Annotated in this window: 16 protein-coding genes and 2 pseudogenes; 11 read left to right on the top strand and 7 right to left on the bottom strand. The window is 66.2% G+C overall.

From position 1 onward, the window contains the following. Positions 1–171 precede the first annotated feature (171 nt). Entirely contained in the window at positions 172–585 is a 414-nt protein-coding gene (locus OG293_RS33335) for a hypothetical protein (RefSeq protein ID WP_406002454.1), read from the top strand. A gap of 126 nt (positions 586–711) precedes the next feature. Next, positions 712–1,068 (top strand): hypothetical protein, encoded by a 357-nt coding sequence (locus OG293_RS33330; RefSeq protein ID WP_406002453.1) that lies wholly within the window; start codon positions 712–714, stop codon positions 1,066–1,068. A 432-nt stretch (positions 1,069–1,500) separates the two neighbouring features. On the opposite strand, the gene OG293_RS33325 is transcribed toward OG293_RS33330, so the two are convergent. The 3 genes from OG293_RS33325 to OG293_RS33315 all read right to left on the bottom strand — a co-directional run bounded on the left by OG293_RS33325 (position 1,501) and on the right by OG293_RS33315 (position 7,778). Next, positions 1,501–2,661 (bottom strand): glycoside hydrolase family 76 protein, encoded by a 1,161-nt coding sequence (locus OG293_RS33325; protein WP_406003794.1) that lies wholly within the window; start codon positions 2,659–2,661, stop codon positions 1,501–1,503. Between the two features lie 372 nt (positions 2,662–3,033). Beyond that, positions 3,034–6,321: a GH92 family glycosyl hydrolase gene (locus OG293_RS33320; RefSeq protein ID WP_406002452.1), complete on the bottom strand. Its 3,288-nt coding sequence runs from the start codon at positions 6,319–6,321 to the stop codon at positions 3,034–3,036. Between the two features lie 1,076 nt (positions 6,322–7,397). Further along, on the bottom strand, positions 7,398–7,778 hold the full coding sequence (locus OG293_RS33315) for a hypothetical protein (RefSeq protein ID WP_406002451.1): 381 nt from the start codon (positions 7,776–7,778) through the stop codon (positions 7,398–7,400). Positions 7,779–8,172: 394 nt separating this feature from the next. On the opposite strand from OG293_RS33315, the gene OG293_RS33310 reads away from it, so the two are divergent. The 6 genes from OG293_RS33310 to OG293_RS33285 all read left to right on the top strand — a co-directional run bounded on the left by OG293_RS33310 (position 8,173) and on the right by OG293_RS33285 (position 14,461). Then, a complete protein-coding gene (locus tag OG293_RS33310; RefSeq protein ID WP_406002450.1) occupies positions 8,173–8,940 on the top strand; it encodes an ATP-binding cassette domain-containing protein in 768 nt (255 codons plus the stop codon). Further along, positions 8,937–10,001 carry an ABC transporter permease gene (locus OG293_RS33305; protein ID WP_406002449.1) on the top strand — a complete coding sequence of 355 codons (1,065 nt, stop codon included), beginning with the start codon at positions 8,937–8,939 and terminating at the stop codon, positions 9,999–10,001. Before OG293_RS33310 ends, OG293_RS33305 begins: the two co-directional genes overlap by 4 nt. Before the next feature lie 42 nt (positions 10,002–10,043). Next, positions 10,044–11,042 carry an ABC transporter substrate-binding protein gene (locus OG293_RS33300; RefSeq protein ID WP_406002448.1) on the top strand — a complete coding sequence of 333 codons (999 nt, stop codon included), beginning with the start codon at positions 10,044–10,046 and terminating at the stop codon, positions 11,040–11,042. Between the two features lie 183 nt (positions 11,043–11,225). Next, positions 11,226–12,728, top strand: coding sequence for an APC family permease (locus OG293_RS33295; RefSeq protein WP_406002447.1), 1,503 nt, complete (start codon positions 11,226–11,228; stop codon positions 12,726–12,728). A gap of 13 nt (positions 12,729–12,741) precedes the next feature. Continuing rightward, the gene (locus tag OG293_RS33290) at positions 12,742–13,698 is read left to right on the top strand and encodes a hypothetical protein (RefSeq protein WP_406002446.1); all 957 of its coding nucleotides are present in this window, start codon (positions 12,742–12,744) and stop codon (positions 13,696–13,698) included. A 295-nt stretch (positions 13,699–13,993) separates the two neighbouring features. Continuing rightward, positions 13,994–14,461, top strand: coding sequence for a DDE-type integrase/transposase/recombinase (locus OG293_RS33285; protein WP_406002445.1), 468 nt, complete (start codon positions 13,994–13,996; stop codon positions 14,459–14,461). Here OG293_RS33285 and OG293_RS33280 read toward each other — a convergent pair. From OG293_RS33280 to OG293_RS33265, 4 genes and pseudogenes are all read right to left on the bottom strand, one after another. Then, positions 14,409–14,609, bottom strand: a pseudogene (locus tag OG293_RS33280) (transposase); the annotation flags it as partial. The gene OG293_RS33285 and the pseudogene OG293_RS33280 overlap by 53 nt on opposite strands. Further along, positions 14,610–15,668: an IS110 family transposase gene (locus OG293_RS33275; protein WP_406002444.1), complete on the bottom strand. Its 1,059-nt coding sequence runs from the start codon at positions 15,666–15,668 to the stop codon at positions 14,610–14,612. A gap of 249 nt (positions 15,669–15,917) precedes the next feature. Further along, a pseudogene (locus tag OG293_RS33270) lies at positions 15,918–16,247 on the bottom strand (transposase); the annotation flags it as partial. 120 nt (positions 16,248–16,367) lie between these two features. Next, on the bottom strand, positions 16,368–17,219 hold the full coding sequence (locus OG293_RS33265; protein ID WP_406002443.1) for a group II intron maturase-specific domain-containing protein: 852 nt from the start codon (positions 17,217–17,219) through the stop codon (positions 16,368–16,370). 175 nt (positions 17,220–17,394) lie between these two features. On the opposite strand from OG293_RS33265, the gene OG293_RS33260 reads away from it, so the two are divergent. Genes OG293_RS33260 through OG293_RS33250 form a run of 3 tightly spaced genes read left to right on the top strand, consistent with a single transcriptional unit; the run spans position 17,395 to position 20,539 of the window. Next, the gene (locus tag OG293_RS33260) at positions 17,395–18,627 is read left to right on the top strand and encodes a site-specific integrase (RefSeq protein WP_406002442.1); all 1,233 of its coding nucleotides are present in this window, start codon (positions 17,395–17,397) and stop codon (positions 18,625–18,627) included. Then, the gene (locus OG293_RS33255) at positions 18,624–19,553 is read left to right on the top strand and encodes a tyrosine-type recombinase/integrase (RefSeq protein WP_406002441.1); all 930 of its coding nucleotides are present in this window, start codon (positions 18,624–18,626) and stop codon (positions 19,551–19,553) included. Before OG293_RS33260 ends, OG293_RS33255 begins: the two co-directional genes overlap by 4 nt. Beyond that, entirely contained in the window at positions 19,550–20,539 is a 990-nt protein-coding gene (locus OG293_RS33250; RefSeq protein ID WP_406002440.1) for a tyrosine-type recombinase/integrase, read from the top strand. The genes OG293_RS33255 and OG293_RS33250 overlap by 4 nt, the downstream gene beginning before the upstream one ends. Positions 20,540–20,666: the final 127 nt, after the last annotated feature.

Here is a 20,666-nt window from a genome sequence, read left to right as displayed (position 1 = left end):
ACTGCTGCCGCGGCACCACCTTCTCGGCCGCCAGCCACACCCGCTCACACCCTTAGGTCCCGGCCCCGAGCGCCGACCGCACCTCACCGGGTCAGCCCGGCAGCAGCCCAGCAGCCAGGCCCGCCGAATCCCTCCCTCTGAGCCGGTCACCCCAACCCCTCAGGACCTCCCATGGATACACGCACCACCCTCGCGATACTGCCGCCCGCCGCCTACCTGCGGTACCACCCGCACAACTCGCACGCGGTGGAACGTCATCACCAGGCGCTGCGCTGCTTCGCCGCCCGGCTGGGACTGCCAGCCCCAACGCTCTACCTGGACAACGACTACCCCTCCAGCGGTACCCCACCCCATCTGGGGCAACTGGTCCGGGCCGTGATGAACGGATCCCACCGCGTGCTTCTCGTGCCCGGACCATGGGTTTTCTCCAGCGACGACGCCAGAGCCCGCCTGGTAATCCGCGTACTCACCCAGGCCGGCTGCCGCCGCGTCCTCACGCTGCCCGCACCGCACAGACGCCGACCCGCTTTCATCCTCGTCACCGATCCGCCCTCGTCGCCGGACCACAAGCGAGCCGGGCCATGACCGCGCACCCAAAAGCCTCGCCGATCAGCTGCCCGAGGACCGATGCTCCCCACCCTCACACCACGTCAACAGCCCGCGGTGTCGTGCAACTTCACTGTCCAGCCCGCCGTACCGTCTTGAGAACCCATGTTCATTCCCTCACAGATCCGTCGGCACACTCCTGTCGGCACAGCCGCCTACCTGCGCTGCTACCCCTACGACCAATGGGGCATGACACACCACCAGCACGCCCTGAAGGCTTACGCCCGTCACCTCGACCTGCCCGCACCCGTTCTCTACTTCGACAACGGCCGACGGGCTCACCGCCCCGAGTACGAGCGGCTTCTGCGAGCCGTCGCGGCAGGAAGGCACCGTATCGTCCTCATACCCGGCCCTTGGGTCCTCGATCTCCACGACGCGCCCGCGCAGGCGCGGCTGCAGCAACTCACCGACCACAGCTGCCACATCATCGAGCTGCCCCGCCCGCCCTGGCGAGGTGAATGAACGCCCGCCCTTCAGGCCTGCCTCACCAGACCGGCACAGCCATCGCAGGCGGCCCGGACCCGGACGCCCGGGAGCAGAGCGCCCGGCCCTGGGCGGCTACTTCAGCCGCATCGCGGGCAGCACACCGAAGAACGTGAGTACCCCAGGACTTCCCCCGGCACGGCAACGAGTGTGCCTCTTTGCTGTTCCGCCGCGATGCCCCGCACCACGCGCGGTGTGGGCCAGGATCGACGTGAAGCACCTGCTGGGCCTGGAGCTGACCGCCCCCGGCTTCGGCCACACAGCGCTGACCGGGTTCCGGGACCGGCTGCTGGCGCATTGCATGGAAGCGAGGGGCCTGGACCTGCTGCTGGAGCGCCTCGCCGAGCTGGGGCTTGACCCGGGCATGTGGTCGACCGCTATGCCGTCAACCACATGCCCGTTCGGTTTAGGTCAGTACAGCACTTTATGCTCTCCGTGGTTCCAACCAAGGACCGCGTAGATCTGAATCATCGCCGCTTGCTGAACCGCTTCGGTTCCGCTGCTGTCGCCAAACTCGAACAGCCCGGTGTACGGGTTTCTGTTCTCCTCCCACACGTCCGAGGCGTATTGGTTCATCGCGTCGCGGTAGGTTTGCTTCTTGGTCACCGACTCAAGCAAGAGCAGGTTCTTAAAGAAGACCGCGTTGAATTCCGGCGGCTGCGTCGACAGTCTGCCTTGCTTCACGTAGTAGTTGTAGGCCGCATCTGCGATCCGCTTGGCGCGGTCCAGGTAGGATCGGTCGTGCGTGATCTGGTACAGCAACACGTTCACACCGACAGGGACGCCCTGGTTGTAGGACCAGTAATTCTTGTCTACCGAGCCGGTCGGATTCAGGTGGTCCCAATACAGACCGTCAGGACTGAGCAGGTGCTGGTTGGTCCAGTTGTACATACGCAGTGACCAGTCCAGATAGGATCGGTCCTTGGTAATCTGGTAGAGCCGGAGTCCGAGCTGAGCAGCGGGCATGTTGGACACAGTGTTGCGGTCGGCGGTCCAGTCGGCCTGGGTCCAGAACACGCCGCCGGGGGCGGCGTGTGTGGCGTCAGTATCCCAGCCCGACATCACGAGAGCAAAGATGTCCTTGGCACGTGTGAGCGCGGCCTTGTCGCTGAACATCAGGTACTTCTGGATGTTCAGCAGACCCACCCATTCATTGTCGTCATAGAAGAGGTCGCCGCCCGCGCCGTAAGGGAACACAGGCTGGGAGACGTAGCCCGGCAGGCCGGTTCTACCGCCTGCTGCGTTCCAGTAACGCTCCTGCCCTGTGGCCCGGGATGCCAGGTCGGGGAGGAATCGGGTTCCCTTCCGGCCGGGCAGTCCGGTGAGATCCAAGGTGGCTACGTGCGCCTGAGAGAATGGCCACTCATAGGAGTGCGCGCGGTCGCCTTCTCGGATCGGGTACCGCTGGCGGTAGAGCTCTGAGCCGTCGGGGAGAGCCAGATAGTCCTGGAGCGCCGTATAGGAGGCGACGGCACGCCGGGCGTTGACCGACGCGGTCGCGCGAGTCGAGGTGTCGGGTGTAGCGGCTGATGCTGGCTCCACCAGTACGCAAGCCAGGAGCGCCCCAACCATGGCGAGCACTCCAGATATTCGAGGTTTCATGCTGTCTCTCGTCCCTTAGAGATTAAGAACTGCTTGTCGATTTGAGGAGGTGCTCCCTGCCCACGCTCTGGACGGCTCCACGGCCACGGCTGTTAGAGATCCTGATTCCTTGAGGTTACGGCGGTTGGACGTCGACTCCAGTGCTTTGCGATGAGGCCGTTGAGAGGTCGGGATCGGTCCCTGATGGGCAGCGGGGTCGACGATCAAACTGCCCATCAGGGCGAACCACCCCCTTAGCAATTCTCCGATCTCATCATTCGGCGAATGTGGTCAACTCGTGCGGGCGGCGGTCGTGTCCGCAGCATCGTGGAACATGTCCGCGCCTCTTGTTCGGGTGTAGCGTCACGTCAGGGTGAGCGCGTACACCTGCACCCGCGTGTCATTCTGCAGTCCTACCGATCGCACCGTTTTCGATGCATTGAGGCCTGCCGTTATGCCGAACAGGCGCACCGGCGGACCGTCCACGCCCTGTCCGCGCTTGATCCGGTGTTGCATCTCCAGCGCCACGGAGCTTCCTGTCGGCGCTCCTCCCGCCCAGTCACCAACTGTTACGGGTATTTCGGCAGTGGTGCCGTCGGTGTATCGGATGGTGAGCATGGTCGTCACCGTGCCGTGGTGTGCCGAGGCGACCAGTCGCAGCGCGCTGTGGGAGCCGGGTGGGAGGAGCATGGCCTGGCCTCGGGCCTCGACGAAGTTCGGTGCCGTACCAGACGGATCGGGGGCGTTGTACTTCACGCCGTCCCAGATGACTGGGCCTGCTGCGGGTAGCAGTCCGGCGTCGTAGGCCCATCCCGCTTCGTCGAAGTTGCCTTCGTCGGAGGCGTCGACCGTGGCGGTGCCGTCGTGGTTCAGCTCATTGCCGAGGTCCACGGCGCACTGCCCTTCGATGTCCGCCGCGCAGCGTGCCGCGGCGCGTACCTCTACGGTCGCGGTCCGTTCCACGGTCTCCACACCGTTTGCCGTCGCGTTGATCCGCACGGGGTATGAACCCGCTGCGGTTCCGGCTGGCACGGTCACGTCCACCGGTACGGTCCGCTGGACCGGAATGTGACGAGACGTCAGTCGGAAGGGTTCCGGCGCCTTTACCGTCCAACCGTCGGGGGCCTTCGCGCCCACAGTCACCCGCAGCGCGCCTGGGGACTGGCCCAGCACATCCAGCTCCAGGCGGACACTCTGGGCGCTTTCAGCTGTCGGAACAACGTCGGAGGTGGTTCGGAGCGACGCGTCGAGGTGGCGGCGGGGGTCGGCGGCAGCCTGGTTCACGGACGGCGGCTCCGCGTCCTTGCTCGTACCCCATGCGGAAGGTGTGCCGCCGAGGTTCTGGGTGAGCGTGCCGCCATGGGCGACTGCATCCCAGTCGAGCCATGTGCGCCGCAGGTCTCGCCCGTTGAACTGAGCGTTCTGCACATAGCGCGTAGCGTCACTCGCGCCGGGCGCCTTGATGGTGAGCGTGCCGCCCTGTGCCCGCCCGTACGCGCCGATCCGCACCACCGTCGACGGGAACTGCGGGCTGGAGACGGCGAGGAAGCCGCCACCATTCATCGTCGGATACAGACCAAGCGACGAGAGGACGTACCAGGCGGACATCGTCCCGAGGTCGTCGTTGCCTGTCATCCCGTCAGGGCCGTCCGTGAAGAGCGTCATTGCCGCGCGGATGACTGTGGCGGTCTTCGCCGGAGCTCCCGCCCACAGATACATGTACGGGGCGTGCAGATCGGGCTCGTTGTTCGGGTTGTACGTCGGCTTCCCGTAGTAGTCATAGGGTGCGGAGATCCAGTCCTTGCGTGCCGTGCCGGCCGGGTCGGTGAGCAGCTTGCGGTATGCGAAGAACCAGTCGAGCCGCTTCTCTGTCTCCTTCTTGCCGCCCATCAGGGTAACCAGCCCGGCCGGGTCCTGGGGCACCAGCCACTGGTACTGATATGCGCCGCCCTCGTGGAACTGGTGGCCCGCTTCGACGGGGTCGTAGGGGGCCAGCCATGTGCCCGCGATCGTGCGCGGCCGGAAGTGTTTGATCGAGGGATCCCACAAGTTCCGGTACCACTGGCCACGCGCCGCAAACATGCGCGCGTCCGCAGTGTGCCCGAGCCCCTTGGCCATCAGCGCCAGCGAGGCGTCCGCCGCCGCGTACTCGAGGGTTGCGGATGCGGGATGACGGCAGTCATTGTCGCCGCCCTTGTCCGCACAGTCCTTGCCAGGCTCCAGCCCGGTGGGCATGTAGCCGCGTTCCTGGTAAAGGGCCACACCCGCACGGCCGTTGTAGGCGGAATCGGCGGGCGGCGTACTGACTGCGTTCTTCCTCAGTAGTGCGTACGCCTCCTTCTCGTGGCCGGCGAGCAGACCCTTGGACCATGCCTCGACGAGGAACGGGGTCACCGGGTCGCCGGTCATGATGTTGGTCTCGCTGTTGGCGAGCGACCAGCGGGGCAGCCATCCGCCATCCCGTCCGATCGCGACGACCGACAGTGCCACGTCCCGGGCGACCTTCGGCTGCAGCATTTGCAGCAGTTGGTTCTGCGGTCGGTGGGTGTCCCACAGCGACAGGTTCTGGTAAGGCGTGAACCCGGACGCGAGATGCGTCTTCCCGTCAAAGCCTGCGTACCGGCCATCCACGTCGCCGGCCAGGTTTGGGTGCAGCTGGGCATGGTAGAGCGCGGTGTAGAAGGCTCGCTGCCGCTGGGGCGTGCCACCACCAATCTTGATGGATCCGAGCTGTTGCTCCCAGCTAGCGTGCAGCGCCGCGCGGGTGGCGTCGAAGTCGTACGAGTCCTTCGTCTCGGCAGCCAGGTTCTTCCGGGCTCCGTCAGGGCTGGTGTAGGACAGACCCACCTTGACCACAACGTCCCGGTCACTGGCCGCGTCGAACGTCGCCCAGGCGCCGTTGCCGCCCTCGCCTGCCGCGTCACGGCTGCCGGAGGTGCGGGCGGTGTCCCGCCAGGTACCGTACGACGCGAACGGCCTGTCGAAGGTGGCGCTGAAGTAGACCGTGTGCCGGTCCTTGCCTGCGCAGAAATTGCCCGCTTCGATACGGCCCTCGATGGTCCGATCGCCGACGACATGCACCTCGGAGCTGTATACACGCTGATTCGCCCTGCCAGTGTTGAACAGGACGTTCGCCTTCGTTGTGCCCGCCGGGAAGGTGTAGCGCTGCCATCCGGTGCGGGGTGTGGCAGTGAGCTCCGCATCGATCCCGTACGTCTTCAGTCCGACGCGGTAGTACCCGGGTTCGGCGTGCTCGTCGTCGTGCGAGTACGCCGAGCGGTAGTCGGCGGGGTCGACGCTGTCGACCTCGCCGGTCGTCGGCATCAACGGAAGCTCGCCCATTACAGAGCAGCCGACTCCGGAGAGGTGGGTCTGGCTGAATCCCTGGATCTTGTCCTGCTGATAGTCGTAGCCGCCCTGGCCACCGGTGTCGGGACTGACCTGGACCATGCCGAAGGGGGCACTTGCGCCCGGAAATGTGTTGCCGAAATTCTGCGTGCCGATGAACGGGTTGACCAGGGTCGTGAGGGCCGGGTCGTATGAAGCGGCCTGGGCGGCCGCTGGTGCGGGGACAAGGGCGGCACCCGCGACAAGCGCTGCGGCGACGGCCGTCGATGCTTGAGTCCGCCATCGATGGATCGGTCTGTGCATGGGGATTGTCTCCTGTTCTCCTCACCCGTCATGTGTTTTGCAAGACGGGATGGGTGATCTCGAGCTCATGGGCCGAGTCAGCAAATTCGACAGATCGGCGCTTGCGTTTGCACACCGTGCTCAAGGAGCCGAGCCGTAGGGTCTGTGTGCTGGCAGCCGTCGCGGGTCCGACTCGTGTAACGAGGCCGGCTTGCGCGGTCTATGCGTAGGGCCTCGTGTCGGAGCGGAAACCGAAGGTGAAACTGCCGTTCGTGGCTAAACATTGAGGGCCCTCGGGCCTCCGGCCCTCCCTCGACAGCCCAGCCAAGTTCGCTTGGCTCGAGCCGTGCAAATGCAAAGGCAGCGACCAGCCTGAGGGCGAGACGGATGCACACGGCCTGGGAAGCTTTGTCGTTGAGCCCCGCTGGGGGGTGGGCCGCATCGGACCCGAACCCCGGGCGGAGAGGGGAACCGGTTCGGCGGGTACGGCGGGTATGGCGGTTCCGGCGGGCCCGCACGGTGCCAGGAGGAGTGAGCGAGCACCCACGTGCCAATTTGGCTTCACGTAAAGGAAGGGAGCAGTAAAGGTCATCACAGTGAGACCTCCTTGCGCCGCAGCACAGCGGCACCGAAGTGGATCGAAGCGGACTAGATCACGCCTCTGACATCGTTGTCAATACTCCCGGATGACAATGCTCCGATTGCTCGGCGCGGTAGTTCCCGGGACCGGGCCGCGGGGGACCCAAATAGTCGGATTCAGTGACTCGGTCAGTGGCTTGGCCTTCATGCGCAGGACGTCCTTTACCGGCCGGTGTTGAGCCTCTTCGGCAAGCCGCACAGGACAGGAGTGCTCGTCGTATCAGCTCGTCAGGGCAAGAATCTGCCCCTAGAAGGTGACACCGCTCAGCCGTCGAGGCGGCAAGTGGTCCGTACCCCGGTTCCGGGAGTGTGCGGGTCCGAAGAAGAGCGAGTCAAGGAGCAAAACTGCCAGCCCCGGGATACACAACGTGGCTCTGCGGCAAGAATGGAACGGGGCAGCCACACCCGACGTGTCGCCCCCCATACAAGTCGGCTCCGTGGGTTCGCCCGACCAGGCGTCACCTGCCAGCACCCTCCTCACCTGCGGGCACTGTCTCGAAGACATCACTCGCCGCCCAGCAAAGCTCCAGCGAGCAGCGTAATGATCCGACCGCAGTCTTACGCGCCTTGTCAATCAACCAGTTCCGGATCGACTTCCGCGGCAGTCTCCCAACGGAGTTCTCATCTGTGGCCAGCGCCAAGCAGTTGGCGATGCCTCCCTTGAGGCGGTACACCAGAAAGTCACCCAGTATGTCCTCCAGGACCTGCTGCGCCGCCAGCGGAGACAGAACCGGCAGCCGTCGCACTTCCTCTGAGATCAACCTATTGATCAAAAAGAGACACTCAGGACCCAGGTGCCCGTGGTCATTCAGCTCGTCGAATGCGGAAATGGCCGGCACCTCCGCTCCCCTTAACGGCCAAACCGTACGCCTGGGAGGAGCGTCAGCACATACTTTGCGCCTGCTGCGGCTACGCAGCCTCTCTCTAGTCAAGGAACTATCTCTGGTTCTCCGTCACCGATTGTCCGCATAGCGCACTGCCCCGTTCTGTCAGTAGTGATCAGGTAACTATCTGGGTCCTATTAGCGCCCTGTCCGTCTTGGCGACGTTGACAGCGCAGCGAGGAAAGGCACACCATGCCGGTCAACCCGACCTGACATCGTTGTCGACAACGTTGTCAGATGACTCCGCGTCCAAGGCCCCTGCCCTGAGCTGCCTTGTCGCGGTTCTCCCGTCATCACTTCGCTGGTCACAGGGGGACGGGACTGCAGCTGATGCGCCAATAGGAGGAGCCATGCCGGAACCACTACTCGAAGCCAAGGGGCTGACAAAGAACTACGGGCACGTGCAGGCTTTGCGTGGAGCCGCTTTCACCGTCTTCCCGGGTGAGGTTGTGGCCCTGATCGGAGACAACGGCGCTGGCAAAAGCACGCTGGTCAAGACGCTCGTGGGGGCCATTCGCCCCGACTGCGGCGAGATCCTGTTCAACGGTGAGCCGGTGAGTTTCGGCAGTCCTGCCCACGCCCAACGATCCGGTATCGAGACCGTGTACCAGGACCTCGCACTGGCCACCGACCTCGACGCCGCAGCCAATGTCTTCCTAGGCCGGGAACTGCTCCGCAGAGGGATCCGCGGTCGACTGGGAGTGCTCGACCGCGCCACCATGCGGCGGCGGGCAGCCACCGCCTTCCAGGAACTCGGTGTCACCCTCAAGGATTCCGAAGCGCCTATCGCCGCGCTCTCCGGCGGCCAGAAGCAGAGCGTAGCCATCGCCCGGGCAGTCGCATGGGCTTCGAAAGTCATCTTCATGGACGAACCCACCGCTGCCCTTGGCGTGGTCCAGCGCGAGCGGGTGCTGGACCTGATCAGGCGTGTCCGTGACCGAGGCATCGCGACCGTACTGATCAGCCACAACATGCCCGAGGTGCTTTCGGTCGCCGACCGCGTCGAGGTCCTCCGACTGGGCAGTCGCGTGGCGCAGTTCGACGCCACGCGGACCTCGATGAAGGAACTGGTGGGCGCTATGACGGGCGCGCTGAGCCACGGGGTGGATGCCTCATGAGCGCTTCCCCCCTTGTGGAAGGCAGCGAACCAGCCGACGCCTCGGCGACGGACAGTAGCCAGACTCACGCCGGCGGTGGCGCATCCGCCTCCCTGCGCCGCCTGCTCAGGACCAACACCACCTGGACCTTCGTTGTGCTCGTCTTGCTGATGGCGGTCTTCGCCGTTCTGACGCCGGCATCCTTCGCCACCGCTTTCAACCTGCGCAGTGTCGCTACTGAAGTGGCCATTCTGCTGGTGATGGGCGTCGGGATGACCTTCGTGATTGTCACCGCTGGGATCGACCTCTCCGTTGGCTCGGTTCTTGTGTTCTCAGGTGTCGTGGCAGCCAAGGTGATGACCGCCATCGGCGGCGGAGATGCCGGGTGGGGCGCGATAGCCTTGGGCGCCGTCGCTGGCGTTGCCAGTGGTCTGGGGTGGGGGCTGCTCAACGGTGTCCTGGTCGCCAAGGCGCGGATTCCCTCGCTCATCGTCACTCTTGGCTCCCTGGGTATGGCTCTTGGCCTCGCCCAGTTGCTCACGGGGGGTGTCGACGTCAGCGGGGTCCCGCCCCGGCTGATTGCCACGCTCGGCAACGGCCGAGTTGCGGGGGTGCCGTGGCTGGTGGTGGTTGCTGTCGTGGTAACCGTGATTGCCGCCCTAGTGCTTGCCACCACTAGGTTCGGCCGTTACACGCTGGCCATCGGATCCAACGCCGAGGCGGCCCGCCGCGTTGGGATTCGCGTGGACCGCCATCTGATCAAGGTGTACGGCTTGGCCGGGCTCCTCTCGGGCGTTGCAGGAGTGCTGTCGCTGGCCCATTTCAGCACCACCACCATTGCTGGCCACGCCAACGACAACCTCGGTGCCATTGCTGGGGTGGTGCTCGGCGGGACCAGCCTCTTCGGCGGCACCGGCACTGTGATCGGCACCGTCATCGGAGTGTTCATCCCGGCGGTTCTGCACAACGGGTTCGTCATCCTCGGTGTCCAGCCGTTCTGGCAGTCCGTCGCGGTGGGGGCGGTCCTGATCGCCGCCGTCTATGTCGACCAACTTCGTCGCCGCGCGCGAGCACGGCTGTGACGGTAACAGCACCCTCGGGTGCACACGACAAGGAGGAAACCCATGCAGATGAAGAAGATCGTGGCAACAACGGCCATGGCCGCCTTCGGGCTGAGCGCTTGCAGTAGCGCTGGTACGTCGGGCGGACCGTCCACCAGTGGCGAGTCCGGCGGAACGTCCAGCAGTGTCAAGCACCTCACGCTCGTGCAGGGAGTAAAGGGCGACACCTTCTACGTCACCATGCAGTGCGGTGCGCAGGAGGCGGCGAAGAGACTCGGGGCCTCCCTCGACGTCACCGGCCCTGACCAGTGGGATGTTCAGCAGCAGACTCAGGTCGTCACAAGCGTCACGGCCAAGCGTCCGGACGGCCTCCTGATCGCCCCGGTCGACCCCGTGGCGATGGCAGCACCCCTGCAGCAAGCGCAGCAGGGCGGCAGCCAAATCGCGCTGGTTGACACCAGCGTGGACGACCCGTCGATCGGCCTTACGCGGATCTCCTCCAACAACGAGCAGGGGGGAGAGAAAGCAGCCGAAGCCCTTGCCAAGCTCGTCGGTAACAAGGGCTCGGTGCTGATCCTGAGCGTGAAGCCCGGCGTGACGACCACGGATGCACGGATCAAGGGATTCAAACGAGGTATAGCAAAGCACCCCGGTATCAAGCTCATCGGACCCGAGTACACCAACGACGAAGCGGCCAGAGCGGCATCAATCACCACAGCACAGCTCTCCGCTCACCCGGACCTGGCCGGTGTCTTCGCGGCCAACGTGGTAACCAGCGAGGGTGCGGCTACCGGCCTGAAGAACGCAGGCAAGCAAGGGAAGGTCAAGATTGTTTCCTTCGACGCCGGCCCCAAGCAGATGGAGGACCTCAAGGCTGGGGTGATCGATGCCCTGGTCGCTCAGGACCCGTACGGAATCGGCCAGCAAGGCGTGGAGCAGGTGATGCACGCGCTCCTTGGGCAGGCGACCACCAAGGAGATCGCCACTGACCTCGCGGTCATCGACCGGAACAATATGGGCGACCCCGCCGTGGGCAAGTACATCTACCGGAGCAGCTGCTAGCCGCAACATTCCTTCCAGTCACCCGCTGACGGACACAACGCGAGAGCGGCTCGCTGTCCGTCCCATGCACGCGAGGGACCAAGCCGAATCGGTGGTGCTGCACGTGTGCTCAGCATGTCAAGAGCACACGTGCATGACCGAGCCGGCTATCGGCCCGGAGCGCGGCGAAAGGTTCTGAGTTTGATGAGTAGGGATCGTCGGATCGACGGCACAGGGGCGATCAATGGGTTGAGAGCGAATGTTCTGGGGGTGGGGGATGCGGTGGTGATGGCCATCGCGGGGAGCGCGCCAGGGTACACGCTCGCGGCGACCACGGCGGTGCTGGCGGGAGCAGCCGGGCTTGCGAGCCCGGCCGCGCTGTTGTGGTGTGCGATACCCATGATGGGGATCGTTTTGGCGTTCAAGTATCTGGGGCGGCTGGACGTGAACGCCGGGGCCAGTTACTCGTGGGTGGGCCGGGCTCTCCACCCGGCGCTGGGTTTTCTGAGCGGGTGGGCGCTCGTGGTTTCGGCCACGCTGTTCATGGTGGCCGGTGCGCTGCCGGCCGGCTATTACACGCTGTCGTTGTTCTCCGACAGCTTGGCGCAGAACGGCACTTGGGCGGCCGTAGTCGGCGCCCTGTGGTTTCTGCTCATGGCAGTGCTGGTGGTCAAGGGTGTCCGGATCACGGCCCGTGCTCAGTGGCTGATGACCGGTATCGAGGTCATGATTCTGCTGGTGATCAGCGTGGCGGTGCTGGCCCGCGGGGGCGGCCGGGAGACGTTTTCGTGGTCCTGGCTCTTCGATGTCACCGCTCTTGGGGGTGCCGAAGGGTTTGCGGGCGTCGCCCTCGTCGCGGCTTTCTACTTCTGGGGCTGGGATGTGACGGCCAACCTCAGTGAGGAGACCAGCAACAGCCGCCGCAGCACCGGGCTGGGAGCGATACTCGGCGTGATCAGCGTACTGGCCCTGTTCGAGATCGTCTCGATCGCGGTCAACCTGGTCATGACCCAGGGCGACATCCAGAAGAACAGCGCCGCGGTGCTGGCAGACCTCGGGGACGCCCTGTGGCCGGGCTGGGGCGGCAAAGCCATGGTGATGGCCGTCATGCTGTCCACGATCGCCACCCTGGAGACGACACTGATCCAGGTCACCCGCACCCTGTTCGCCATGGGACGCGACCGCACCCTCCCGGCCGCCTTCGGGCTCACCCACCGACGATGGCAAACCCCCTGGGTCGCCATCACAGCAGTCACAGCCGTCGCACTCGCCCTGCTCTTCGCCTCCAGCGCACTGGGCCCCGTCAACACCGTACTCGCCGACGCGTTCAGCGCCATCGGGCTGCAGATCACCATCTACTACTCCCTCGCGGGATTCGCGGTCGTCGTGGCCTATCGCAGACTGCTACTGAAATCCGTCGCCAACGCGGTGTTCATCGGCCTGTGGCCACTGTCCGGAGCCCTGTTCATGCTGTGGGTCCTCTACCAGTCGCTACTCCACCTTGAGGCCACGCCCCTCGTGATCGGCCTCGGCGCCCTGCTCGCCGGTGTCCTGCCCTTCACCTGGTACGTCATCGCGGACAGCGAGTACTACACCCGCCCACACGCCCGCCTGGATGCGGCAGTCGCAGACAGCATGGAGTCGCAGTACGGCGGCATCATCGGAACCGTCCCCACGCAACGCGACGGCCGCGTCAGCGACCTCTGACAACGGCTCTGCCATGACCCCACCGCGACCCAAACGCATCCGCCATTCCCGAACGCTGCGCTACGACCCCGCCTTCGGCGACCAACCACTCGCACAAGCCCTGCAGGACCTGCGGATGGGACGCTGGCAAGGCGCACGAGACCTGCTGCGTGCCACAGGCCACGACTGGGACCGGCGCACGCACAGGATCAGACTCCTCGCCGAGACCGCGGCAGGCAACCGCACCGTGGAGAGCTGGCAGATCGCCGAACCTCACAGCACGGACGCACTCGTCCTGCGGGCAGACACCGAAGTGATGCGACTGTTCCATGCACGGGCACTGGAACACCCAGACTCCTTCGACCTCCAACGCCTTCATCACGCCGCCGACGTCTGCTTCCAGGCCACCAAAACCTTCCCCGCCGACCCCATGCCCTGGATCTCCCTGCTCACCCTCGCCCGCCTCTACAGCGGAGGACACCCACACACCTGGCAGTGGTGGGACGAACTCCTCCAGCGTGACCGCTACTCCCGTGAAGCACACCACCAGGTACTGCGTCACCTCTCCGCCCGCTGGCACGGCTCCCACGGCCGCATGTACGACTTCGCCCGCGACGTCGCCACTACCGCCCCGCTGGGCTCACCCCTCGCCGTCCTCCCCCAGGCAGCCCGCGCCGAGCACTACCGAGAACTCATCCGCACCGAAGGAAAAACCTCCATCGGACTCTCCTTCCACTGGACCCATGAGGCACTGCACCAGGACCTCAACACAACCCTCACCCGATGGATCGCACACCGAAGCACCCTCGAATACGCACAAGACGTCACCGACCTCAACCTCCTCGCCCACGCACTCATCTACGCCAACCGGACCAACGACGCCACCACAGTCTTCCAACACCTCGGAAACCGCCCCACCACCACCCCATGGTCATACACCGGCGACCCACAAACCCTCTTCACCCGATGGCACAACCAACTACTTCGTTGACACCCCCTGGCCCGGCGCCATCGAGTGATGCGTTCCGGGTTGTGGAGAAAGACCGTGTCGAGCCGATGCCGATCGAGTTCGGCCCGATTGCGTTCGAGCTGCCACCGCACATATGCCGGGGCGAGGCTGTGGCCGGCTGTGGCATCGGCCTGGTCGACCACGCCGGCCGCGAGCGCGAGCCGGGCGGCGGCCGCGGTGAGGAATCCCGTCTTCTTCGCGACGCGCAGAGCGGGGTGGTCGGCGAGGGCCGGGGGCCAGCAGCCGGTGGGCGCGGCCGCTGGTGTAGTTGGGGGCGGTGTCGATCCAGGCCGCCGGGGAGGAAGCAGCGCGCCGGGCGGAGTCGGCCCGCCGCATCGCCCGGCTGATGCGGGCCGCCGGACTGCAGGGCCGGCACCGCCGACGACGGCACCTGACCACGGTCCCCGATCCACGAGCTGCCATCAGGCCCGACCTCGTTCTGCGGGACTTCCGGCCCGACACCTCGGCCGTCGACGCTCGCTGGTGCGGCGACATCACCTATATCGCGACCGCGGAGGGCTGGCTGTATCTGGCCACGGTCATCGACATCGCCTCGCGCCGGGTGGTGGGCTGGGCGACGGCCGATCACCTTCGCACTGAGCTGGTCGCCGATGCTCTGACGGCCGCCTGCCGACAGCGCCGCCCCTCTCGTCCGGTGATCTTCCACTCCGACCGCGGGTGCCAGCCCAGGCTCAATCGGTCGTCGCAACACCGCCTTGTTGGATCAACAGTAGCTGTTCGTTGAGGGCCTCTGCGGGTGTCTTCCAGCCGAGTGTCTTTCGGGGCCTGGAGTTCAGGGCGGTGGCAACGGCATCGATCTCGTGTACGTCCCAGCGGGAAAGGTCTGTGCCCTTCGGGAAGTACTGGCGGAGCAGGCCGTTGACGCTTCTATGTCAAGCGGCGAGCTGGTGTTGGGTGATGTGGTGCTGCCAGGTAGCTCGATCTTGAATCATGGCGCGGTGGATGACGTCGATCAGATGGCGTTTGAGGATGCGTCGGGCTCCGCGGGCTCCCTTGGTCGGCTCGTGGCGGGCCAGGAGTGCTCGCGCGCCCGCATGGAATCGCTGCTGGACGATGGACGTCGTGTAGAGCACGCTGTTGAGCCGCCGGTTGCCGCCTCGGTGCAGTCGGTAGCGTTCCTTGTCGGAGGAGTAGACCGGGATCGGTGCGGTCCCGGTGTAGCGGGCGAGCTTTGCTGAGCTGGTGAAACGGGTGATGTCACCGATCTCGGCAAGGAGGACCGCTGCGGAGACGTGGCTGATCCCTGTTATCTCCAGGAGCGCGGGTGCCAGCGGGGTGACCAATTCCCGGATCGTGGTTTCGAGTCCCCGGACACGTTTGTTCAGCCCGTCTATCTCCGTGATCATCTCGATCAGCACCCGGCGGACGTGCCCGCTCATGTCCGTGGTGTCCACCAGCGCCGTCAGCAAGGTCATGCCAGGCCGGCGGGTGAGGTCGCCCGGGGTGAGGTCGAGCCAGAGGTGCGTGTATGCCTTGATCTGGTTGATCACCATGGTGCGGCGTCGGACGAGGTCGGCCCGTGAGTCGACCAGAACGCGCAGCTCGCGCACGCGGTCATCGATGCGGTGACGGTCAAGGCCGGGTGTGGCGATAGCGGCGTGGGCGACCGCGGCAGCGTCGACGGGGTCGGACTTCGAGCCGGTGGCGGCGTGCAGTTTGCGGTGGGCGGCCATCAGCCGGGTGGGGACCCAGACCACCTCGTGGCCGGTCAGCAGCAGGCCGTCGGCCAGGCGGCGGGCGAAGCCACGGCCGTCCTCGATGGCCCAGGTGACGGGGGTGCCGTCGGCGATCGTGCGGATCCACTTGAGCAGGACGCCGATCAGGTTCGCGTCGTTCTTGACGGTCAACGGCCTGGTCAGCCGCCTGCCGTCAGCATCGACGGCCACTGCGACGTGGACGTGCTTGTGCGGGTCGATCCCCACTGTCACCATCGAGTTGTCCTCTTGTCTGCTGTCGCGGATGACGGGACAGATGCGAGGGCCCTGGCCAGGGGACAGACCTATTGCGAGTTGACGGCTCAGCAGGCTTCTATCAAGTCACTCCCGGCCAGGACTCTCGCCCTGTGGACCGCCGTGGACATCTCAACGGAAAGCCTTTCGGCACGTGTTCTCCGAGTCACCCGACGGTCCCGCCGAACCTCTCCCGTCGAAGAAGTCCGGCCCGCCAAGGCTGCACCAATAGGTGTTCTCGTTGGAGCCGCGCTGCCACGGACTGCGCGGGTCGGCGAAGTAGACCGGGATGTCGGTGTCGATCGTCAACTGGGCGTGCTGGGCCAGCTCCTTGCCGCGGTCCCAGGTCAGCGAGCGGCGCAGTTGCGCAGGAAGGGTGGTGATCCTGGCCGCGAGTGCATCCTTCATGGCCTCCGCGCCGTATCCGCCCAGCGCTGGCCCATTCTTCGTCCGCGGTTCGATGCCGTGGCCCTCCATCCGTGGCAGGTGCAGCAGCATCGTGAACCTGGTCGTGCGCTCCACGAGCGTGCCGATCGCGGACCGGTCGGTGCCGATGATGAGTCGGGTAGCGGGGACGCATTGCTGCGTCCCCGCCCCCTCAGAACCGTGCAAGCAGCTGTTCACCGCACACGGCTCAAGCAAGCCTCAGGGGCTCGCGGTCAGGAGAAGGTGCAGGATTCGTCAGTCCGGCGGCTCCATCCGCCGTTGACAGAGGGTGTGAAGAAGACGGAGCCGTTGATCGCCCGATGAGCCGCCGCCTGGGAAAGCGATGTACTGCTTGGAGAGCGCCTTCCTGATGACGGCCCGCCACGCTTCCCACTCCTGAGGGCTTCGCGGCGGGTGATCGGCGTGCAACAGAAGCCCTCGACAGATCGGGCAACGACCTTGCTGTGCCTGGAGAAGGCGCACGGTCATGCCGTCGACCGGTGGAGGCGGTCCCTTGCGACGCCGTTCGGCCCAGTACTGCTCCAGCGCCGGGTCGTCGGGAGACGCCCTGCCCTTGACCAACTGGTGCCGGACGATCTTCGTCCAGGAGAACTTGAGCAGGTAGGCGCCGCTGTAGCGGTCGCCGAACACCCACCGGTCCTTCCTGGACTTGTTGAACCGGCCGAAGTACTTGTCGGATATCCAGTGCTTCGGCTTGTTCGGGTGGCTGTGCTTGGCCCACTTGTAAGCGAGCTTCCACATGTGACTGTCCAGCGCGGTGAAGATCTCGCTGGACACCACCGTCCGGTAGTAGGCAGACCAACCCCTCACGATCGGGTTGATCTTCTTGAGCACCGCTCCCGCGTTGGCCCCTCGCAGGGCGAGCATCTCGGCACTCAGCCGTTCCCGGATCCGTCGTTGAGCCGCTGTGCTCGGCTTGATCAGCAGCTTGCCGTGATAGCGGCGGACGTTGAACCCCAGGAAATCGAACCCGCTCTCCGCGTGGACGATGCGTGTCTTGTCCTCGTGGAAGGCGAGCCCTCTGGGCGTCAGCCATGTGGTCAGCCGTTCCTTGACCCTTTCGGCCTGTTCACGGCTGGTGCACATCGCGACAAAATCATCTGCTTATGCCGTATGCCGGGTTATGCCGACTGCGACGGGCGGAAGCCTGATGGGCCTGATGTCCGGTTTCGAAAGGTTCAGCATAACCGGCGGCCACGTCCCGGTGAGTCTCTTATCCCTGTCTGTGCAGGCAAGTTGACCTGCAAGACGGGAGCAGATCATGGATGTGAGCGGAGGGCGGCGTCGTGGACCGGTGCCGCTGGTGATGACGGGATCGTTGGTGCCGTACGAGCTGTTGGTGCGTACGGAGTTGGGGTCCCTGGGGTACGCGGCGGCGTCGGTGACGGACGCGGTACGCATGATGAGGCGCCGGAGTGCGTGGATGGAACGGCGGGAGCTCACCCCGGCTGAACTGACGGCTCCGCGGGTGGAGGAGTTCCTGGCATTCCGGCGGGCGGTGTGCCGATCAGAGCCGGTGGCCCGCCGGTCGCTCGGTGCGGTGATCAGGGTTCTTCGGGGCAGCGGCATCGTGCCCGCTCCGGCTCCGGCCGGCGGCGGTGCGCTGGAGGAACTGCTGGCGGACTACGGTGCCTACCTGCGAGGGGAACGCGGACTGGCTGCCGAGTCCGTGCGCTGCTACTGCGGTCAGGCACGCAAGTTCCTCGCCGCGCTGCCGGATCCGCTGGAGGAGTCGCTGGTCCGGCTGGACGCTGCGCAGGTCACCGCGTTCATGGTCCGGCACACGGCCGACGCGGACAGCGTCTGGTCGGCGAAAGCCCTGGTGAGCGCAGTGCGTTCGCTGTTGCGCTACCTTCACGTGGACGGGCGGATCCCGGCTTCGCTGACCGGTGCGGTCCCGTCGGTGGCAGGCTGGCGTCTTGCTCCCCTGCCCCGCGGCCTGCCGCCGCAGGGGATAACCGCGCTGCTGGCGGCTGCGGACCCGGGGACTCCGGCGGGCCGGAGGGACCGGGCGGTGCTGACGGTGCTCGCCCGCCTGGGACTGCGTGGTGCGGAAGTCGCCGCCCTGCGGCTGTCCGATATCGACTGGCATGCGGGAGAGATCGCCGTGCGGGGCAAAGGGTCCCGCATCGAGCGGCTGCCGCTGCCGACCGAGGTCGGTGAAGCCCTGGCCGGCTACCTGACCGGGGCCCGTCCCAGTTGTTCGGCGACGGCCGTGTTCGTCACGGCGCGGGCCCCGTATCAGGCACTGACCGGAACCTGTATCCGGGCGATCACGGGGAGGGCCTGCGAGAGGGCCGGTCTGCCGCGGCGGGGAGCCCACCGGCTCCGCCACAGCCTGGCCACCGCCATCCTCCGGGCCGGGGCCCCGCTGCCCGAAGTGGGACAAGTGCTGCGGCACCGCAGCCAGCTGAGCACCGCCGTCTACGCGAAGGTCGACCACGCAGCCCTGCAGGCGCTGGCCCAGCCGTGGCCGGAAGGCGGTGCACGATGACCACGATCCGGCAGCACGCGGACGAGTACCTGGCCATGCGCCGCCGGCTGGGCTTCAAACTGACCAGCTTCGGCGAGAAGCTGATGAGCTTCGTCAGCTACCTGGAGCACACCGGCGCCACCGTCCTGACCGCTGAGGCCGCGCTCACCTGGGCAACCAGTACCCCTCGCAGCACCGATCAAGTCCACTGGAGCCGACGCCTGATGGCCGTGCGGATCTTCGCCCGGCATCTGAAGGCCCTGGAACCGGCCACCGAAGTCCCGCCCGACGATGCCCTGCCCCACCACTACCGGCGCATCACCCCGCACCTGTTCACCCCCGCTGAACTGGCCGCCCTCCTTCAGGCGACGGGCGAACTCCGACCGTCCTTCCGAGCCCACACCTGGCACACCCTGCTCGGCCTGCTGGCCGTGACAGGCCTGCGCACCTCCGAAGCCTGCGGCCTGGACCGCACCGACGTCGACCTCACCGACGGTCTCCTGACCGTGAGGGACACGAAGTTCGGCAAATCGCGGCAGGTCCCGGTGCACGCCAGCACCACCGCCGCACTGCGGAAGTACGCCCGGGACCGTGACTGCCAGCGGCCCGCCCCGAGCACGGCCGCCTTCCTGGTCTCCACCCGCGGCACCCGCCTCGACTCCCACAACATTCCGCACACCTTCGCCAAACTGCTGGAGACGGCGGACATCACCGCAGGCCAAAGCCGCCGAAGGCCCCGCATGCACGATCTTCGCCACACGTTCGCGACCACGACCCTGCTGAACTGGTACCGCGACGGCGCCGACGTCCAGGCGAAGCTCCCACTGCTGACCACCTACCTCGGCCACGCCGACCCGAAGTCCACCTACTGGTATCTCTCCGGCTCACCGGAACTGCTGGCCCTGGCCGCGGCCCGCCTGGAACACAGCTTCGGAGGCCGACCGTGAGCGACCTCGCACCCCTGCTCCAGGGCTTCTTCACCGACAAACTCATGCTCCAGCTCCAGGCCAGCCCCCACACCATCGCCGCCTACCGGGACACCTTCACCCTCCTGCTCGGCTTCGCCGGACAGCGCACCGGCCACCGGCCGACCCGGCTGAGCATCGCCGACCTGGACGCACCGGCGATCGGTGCGTTCCTCCAGCACCTGGAAACCGACCGAGGCAACACCACCGCGACCCGCAACGCCCGCCTGGCCGCGATCCGTTCGTTCTTCCGCTACGCGGCCCTGCGGGCCCCCGAGCACGCGGCAGTGATCCAACGCGTGCTGGCGATCCCGCCCAAACGCTTCGACCGGGCCATCGTCAACTACCTGACCGCCACGGAGACCGACGCCCTGGTCGCGGCAACGGACCGCACCACCTGGACCGGACGTCGCGACCATGCCCTGCTGCTGACCGGCGTCCACACCGGACTGCGCGTCAGCGAACTGACCGGCCTCACCCTCAAGGACATCCGTCTGGGCACCGGCCCCCACCTGCACTGCCACGGCAAGGGCCGCAAGGACCGATGCACCCCACTGACCACCGACACCGTCAAGGTGCTCAAGACCTGGCTGAAGGAACGACGCGGTGAGCAAGGCGATCCGCTGTTCCCGACCCGCCGTGGCACCCCGCTCAGCCGGGACGCCGTCGAGCGACTCGTCACCAAGCACACCCGGACCGCCGCAACAACCTGCCCGTCCCTGGCCGACAAGCACGTCACCCCGCACACCCTGCGGCACAGCACAGCGATGGCGCTCCTGCACGCGGGAGTCGACATCTCCGTGATCGCCCTCTGGCTCGGCCATGAATCAACGGAAACTACACAAATCTATCTGCACGCCGACATGGCCATCAAGGAACGCGCGCTCACGCGCACGGCCCCGTCCGGCAGCACACCCGGCCGCTACACCGCCCCGGACACCCTGCTGGCGTTCCTCCAGACACTCTGAGCAGTAGGCCAAGGGTTATGTCGACCGCTTCGGGACCCGGCACCGACCCCATCAGGCTTCCGCCCGTCGCAGTCGGCATAACCCAGCAGGCGGCATAAGCCGACGACCGTGCGCCACGAACACAACG

Origin of the sequence: Streptomyces sp. NBC_00829 (genome assembly GCF_045161795.1) — a bacterium.
In the GTDB taxonomy this organism is placed as follows: Bacteria; Actinomycetota; Actinomycetes; order Streptomycetales; family Streptomycetaceae; genus Streptomyces.
Note: the sequence above shows the minus strand (reverse complement) of the source record. Positions and strands in the feature narration are given on the sequence as shown.